Genomic DNA, 4,069 nt, shown 5'->3' with positions numbered 1-4,069 from the left:
GAAACGCGAGGCGCTCGACGATAAAACACCTGGGTCCCCGCTTTCGCGGGGATTTTACGGATTGGGGCGATCAGGAACTCACTTCCCCCTCCGGCCCTCCGGGCCACCTCCCCCTTCAGGGGGAGGATCCTAAGGCAGCCACCGCGTCGGCAGGTCGTGGGGATCAAGCGTCTCACCCCTCGGCAACCACGGCACAGCCGCGAACAGCAGCAGGAGCAGGAAGGCCATGCGGGCGGCGACGTCGATGGCCATGCCGCGCATCGAGGACGACACGGCCAGCAGCAGCAGGGCGATCGTGCCGATCGCCAGCAGGCCGGCCACCAGGGTCACGGCGTCGGCCAGCTTGAAGCCGGCGGTCTCGAAGCGGGCGCGGGGCGCAAGGTCGGCGCCGACGGCGGCCAGCGCGCGGGCCAGCAGCGAAAAGCTCTCCAGCCGGTCGTCGAAGCGGCCGGGACCGCGCCAGCTCTGCGAGGCGATCGCCACCCGGCGACGGCCGAAGCTCAGCATCAGGGCGCGCTGACGACCGCCGCCGCGCGGCATGGCCAGGCGGTAGCGGGTCAGGTCTTGCAGGTCGAAGCGGCGTTCGCGGCCGCCGCGCCGTTCCACCAGCGTCCCGCCCTCCAGGCTCCAGGCCGTCTCGGGCTGGAACGGGGCGAGGCGCGCCTTGTGCCCCAACACACTGGAGGAGTGGTCGCTCACCCCCGGACGGCGGTGATCTCGACGCCGGCGGCGGCGGCGTGCGGGGCCAGGGCCAGGGGCTTTTCCACCCGCACCCGGGCGCGGGTGACGCGATGGTCGTCGAAACAGGCCTGGGCCAGGCGCTCGGCGAAGGTCTCGACCAGGTCGATATGGCCGGCGGCGGCGATGTCCTGGGCGGCGTTGCGGATGGTCTCGTAGTTCACGGTGTCGCCCAGCTGCTCGCAGTGCACGGCGGCGACGTCGAGCTCGACGTCGATGACCAGCGGCTGCACGCGGCCGTGCTCGTGGTCGTAAACGCCGATCTCGGCCTCGACCTTGAGGCCGCGCACGAAGACCTTGGTCACGATCACCTTGACGATCGGGGCGGCGGCGGGAGCCGAGAACGGCTTGTCGGAGAGGGGGGAGACGGACACGGCGGAGGCTTTCAGGAACCGAGGACGTCGGGCGTGCGCCAGGCCAGGTGCTGGCCGCCGTCGACCGCGATCATCTGGCCCGTGACCGACGGCGCGTCAATGAGATAGCGCATGGCGGCGGCCAGTTCGGCCGGATCGACGGCCGCGCCCAGGGGGGTGGCGGCGGCCTCGGCCTCGAACTCGCCGGGGGCCTGGTGCACCGAGGCCAGCACCGGTCCGGGGCCGATCGCATTGACCCGCACGGCCGGCGCCAGGGCCTGGGCCAGGGTCTGGGTCGCCCACCAGAGACCGGCCTTGGAGACGGTGTAGCTGAAGAACTGCGGGTTGGGCTTCAGCACCCGCTGGTCGACCAGATTGACCACCAGGCCCTTGGTTTCCGCCGGCAAGGCGGCGGCGAAGGCCTGGGCCAGCAGCACCGGGGCGCGCAGGTTGGCGTCCATGTGCCGGTCCCAGCTGTCGGCGGTCACCGCGCCGATGCGGTCGTCCTCGAAGGTCGAGGCGGAATTGACCAGCAGGGTCAGCGGGCCGACCGCCCCAGCGGCCGCCCCGACCAGGGCCGCGCCGATCCCGGGATCGGAAAGCTCGCCCTGCACGGCGACGGCCCGGCGGCCCAGGGCGGCGATCTCGGCCACGACCACCTCGGCCTCGTCCCGCGCGGAGCGGTAGTGCACCGCCACGTCATATCCCGCCCTGGCCGCCTCCAGCGCCAGCACCCGCCCGATCCGTCGGCCCGCGCCGGTGACCAGCGCGCCGCCGCGGGGAGATGGGGGGGAGGAGGTGGCGGTGGGCATGCGGGGTCCTGGAAGCGTTGGGCGGGCACTTTGATAGCGCCCACGGCCTGCGTTTGCGACGCTCTTATCCGCCGCAGGCACTATGGATTAATTGTAACTACAACAATTTGACTCCGCGATTTTTTGTAGCTACAAATTAGATATCCCAGGACGCCCCCTGGGCCAGGAAGGACCCCACCATGCCGCGCAACCGCACTCCCAGCCCTCCGGGCTGTAGGTCACGCCATTTGGATCATCGAAATGGAACTGGAATGGGATGAGACGAAGCGCTCGCAGACCCTGACCCATCGTGGGCTGGATTTTTCCGATGCGAGCGTCGTCTTCGAAGGTCGGCAACTGACCCTAGAGGACGATCGAGTTGAGTATGGAGAGACCCGCTACCAGACGATCGGCCGCCTCGACGGCCGCATGGTCATGGTGGTTTGGACACCACGAGGTCAGGCACGACGCATCATCTCGATGAGAGAGTGCAATGACAGGGAACAACGACGATACGCGCCCCATCTGGACGGATCCGGATGACGCGCCCGAATGGTCCGACGAGCAGCTCGACCGGGCCGAACTGAAAGACGGCGACCGTCTGCTGCGCCCCGCTTCCGGGACGCTGACCAGGCGCGGCCGCCCCAGGCTGGACGCTCCGAAGAAGCAGGTGACGCTGCGCCTGGATCAGGACGTCATCGACAAGCTTCGCGAAGACGGCCCCGGCTGGCAGAGCCGAGCCAATGACCTGCTGAGGAAGGCGGTCGGCGTCTGAGCCGACCGCTACCCACCTACTTCTCCACCGCCAGCGGCCGCACCTTCTCGACCAGGGCGACCAGGAACTTGCCGGGCTCCTCGTGCGGCGGCAGGTGGGCGGAGTTTTCGAACCAGACCAGCTCCTTCTTCGGCGCCTTCAGGCGGGCCAGCCACGGCTCGATGACCGAGGAGGGGGTGGTGATGTCGTGGCGGCCCAGGAACATGAAGACCGGGAATTTCGTGGCCGCGATCTTGGTGTGGTCGACCGCCGCCATGTCGGGCAGCAGGGCCGGCACCGACAGCTGGCCGCCCTGGTCGATGGCCAGGCGGTCGGCGTAGTCGTAGAGCGGCGAAAGCCGGGCGGCGCGGAAATAGAAGTCGGCGTTGTCGCGATAGGCGGCGAGGCCCCCGTAGGTCTTCACCCACTTGCGCACGACATTGACCTTGTCGAACGGGATGTCGCCGTCGCCGGGATAGGGGGCCAGGGCCTTAAGCTCGGCCAGGGCCGTCTCGTCCCTGCGCTCGGCGGCGATCTTCAGCAGCGCCTGGTACTGGGCCGTCTCGTTGGCGCGCAGGGAAAACAGCGGGCCGACGCCGACATAGGCCGCCACCAGGTCGGGCCGGGCCATGGCCGCGTCCAGGGCGATGACGTTGCCCCAGGAGTGGCCGAGCAGGATGACCTGCCGCGCCCCGACACGGCCGCGCACATTGTCGATCAGCGCCAGCAGGTCGCTGGTCATCTGGGCGCGCGACAGGTGGGCGCGGCTGGCCGCCTCGCCGCTCGAGCGCAGGGTCTTGCCGGCGCCCGGCTGGTCCCACTGGACGACGGTGAACCAGTCCTCCCAGCCCTGCTGGTAGGGCCAGCTGCGGCCCATCTCGGTCGCGCCGGGGCCGCCGTGGACGTAGATGATCACCGGATTGGCGCGGTCGGCGCCGCGGATGCTGATCCACTGCGGCAGGCCGTTGAGATCGACCTGCTCGGCGACCTGGATCCCGTTGGGGGTGACGATCTTCTGGCGGTCGGCGATCAGCGCCCGGGCCGTGGCGTAGTGGGCCTCGGTCGGCGGCGGGGCGGCGGGGTCCTGGGCCAGGGCCGGACCGGCCAGCAGGACGGCTGCGAGCCCGAGGGCGAAGAGGCGGCGGAACATCATGCAACTCCACGGGCGAGACGCACGGCGGGCGAACGCCCCGGTTTAGCCGAGCCGCGCATCGCCGCAACGCCCCCTCGCCAAACGGCGCTCGAAAAGCCGGCGCCTGTTGATCGATTTGACAGCAGCGCTGCCGCGCCTATGATGCTTCTCGCCATGTATCGGATCGAATTGTTCAATCGCGACCAGCATCGGGCGGGCCACCTCATCGCAGGAGCCTAGTCCCGAGCCCCCATCGACGCCTAGACGTCGGGCTCGGGACGAAAATCAACGCGACATTTTC

The 4,069-nt window shown here is 69.6% G+C and carries 6 protein-coding genes; 2 read left to right on the top strand and 4 right to left on the bottom strand.

What is annotated here, in order from left to right:
- Positions 1 to 129 precede the first annotated feature (129 nt).
- Genes DMC18_RS15535 through DMC18_RS15525 form a run of 3 tightly spaced genes read right to left on the bottom strand, consistent with a single transcriptional unit; the run spans position 130 to position 1,903 of the window.
- Positions 130 to 699 (bottom strand): hypothetical protein, encoded by a 570-nt coding sequence (locus DMC18_RS15535; protein ID WP_110120612.1) that lies wholly within the window; start codon positions 697 to 699, stop codon positions 130 to 132.
- The gene (gene folB, locus DMC18_RS15530; protein WP_199228524.1) at positions 696 to 1,112 is read right to left on the bottom strand and encodes a dihydroneopterin aldolase; all 417 of its coding nucleotides are present in this window, start codon (positions 1,110 to 1,112) and stop codon (positions 696 to 698) included. The genes DMC18_RS15535 and folB overlap by 4 nt, the downstream gene beginning before the upstream one ends.
- Before the next feature lie 11 nt (positions 1,113 to 1,123).
- Positions 1,124 to 1,903 carry an SDR family oxidoreductase gene (locus DMC18_RS15525; RefSeq protein WP_110120613.1) on the bottom strand — a complete coding sequence of 260 codons (780 nt, stop codon included), beginning with the start codon at positions 1,901 to 1,903 and terminating at the stop codon, positions 1,124 to 1,126.
- Positions 1,904 to 2,143: 240 nt separating this feature from the next.
- On the opposite strand from DMC18_RS15525, the gene DMC18_RS15520 reads away from it, so the two are divergent.
- Positions 2,144 to 2,425 carry a BrnT family toxin gene (locus DMC18_RS15520; protein WP_110120614.1) on the top strand — a complete coding sequence of 94 codons (282 nt, stop codon included), beginning with the start codon at positions 2,144 to 2,146 and terminating at the stop codon, positions 2,423 to 2,425.
- The gene (locus tag DMC18_RS15515) at positions 2,376 to 2,657 is read left to right on the top strand and encodes a BrnA antitoxin family protein (RefSeq protein WP_110120615.1); all 282 of its coding nucleotides are present in this window, start codon (positions 2,376 to 2,378) and stop codon (positions 2,655 to 2,657) included. The genes DMC18_RS15520 and DMC18_RS15515 overlap by 50 nt, the downstream gene beginning before the upstream one ends.
- A gap of 16 nt (positions 2,658 to 2,673) precedes the next feature.
- Here DMC18_RS15515 and DMC18_RS15510 read toward each other — a convergent pair whose 3' ends face one another.
- Positions 2,674 to 3,786 (bottom strand): alpha/beta fold hydrolase, encoded by a 1,113-nt coding sequence (locus tag DMC18_RS15510; protein ID WP_158285920.1) that lies wholly within the window; start codon positions 3,784 to 3,786, stop codon positions 2,674 to 2,676.
- Positions 3,787 to 4,069: the final 283 nt, after the last annotated feature.

The organism is Caulobacter sp. D5 (genome assembly GCF_003185805.1).
GTDB lineage: Bacteria > Pseudomonadota > Alphaproteobacteria > Caulobacterales > Caulobacteraceae > Caulobacter.
This window is presented reverse-complemented; position numbering and strand designations above follow the sequence as displayed.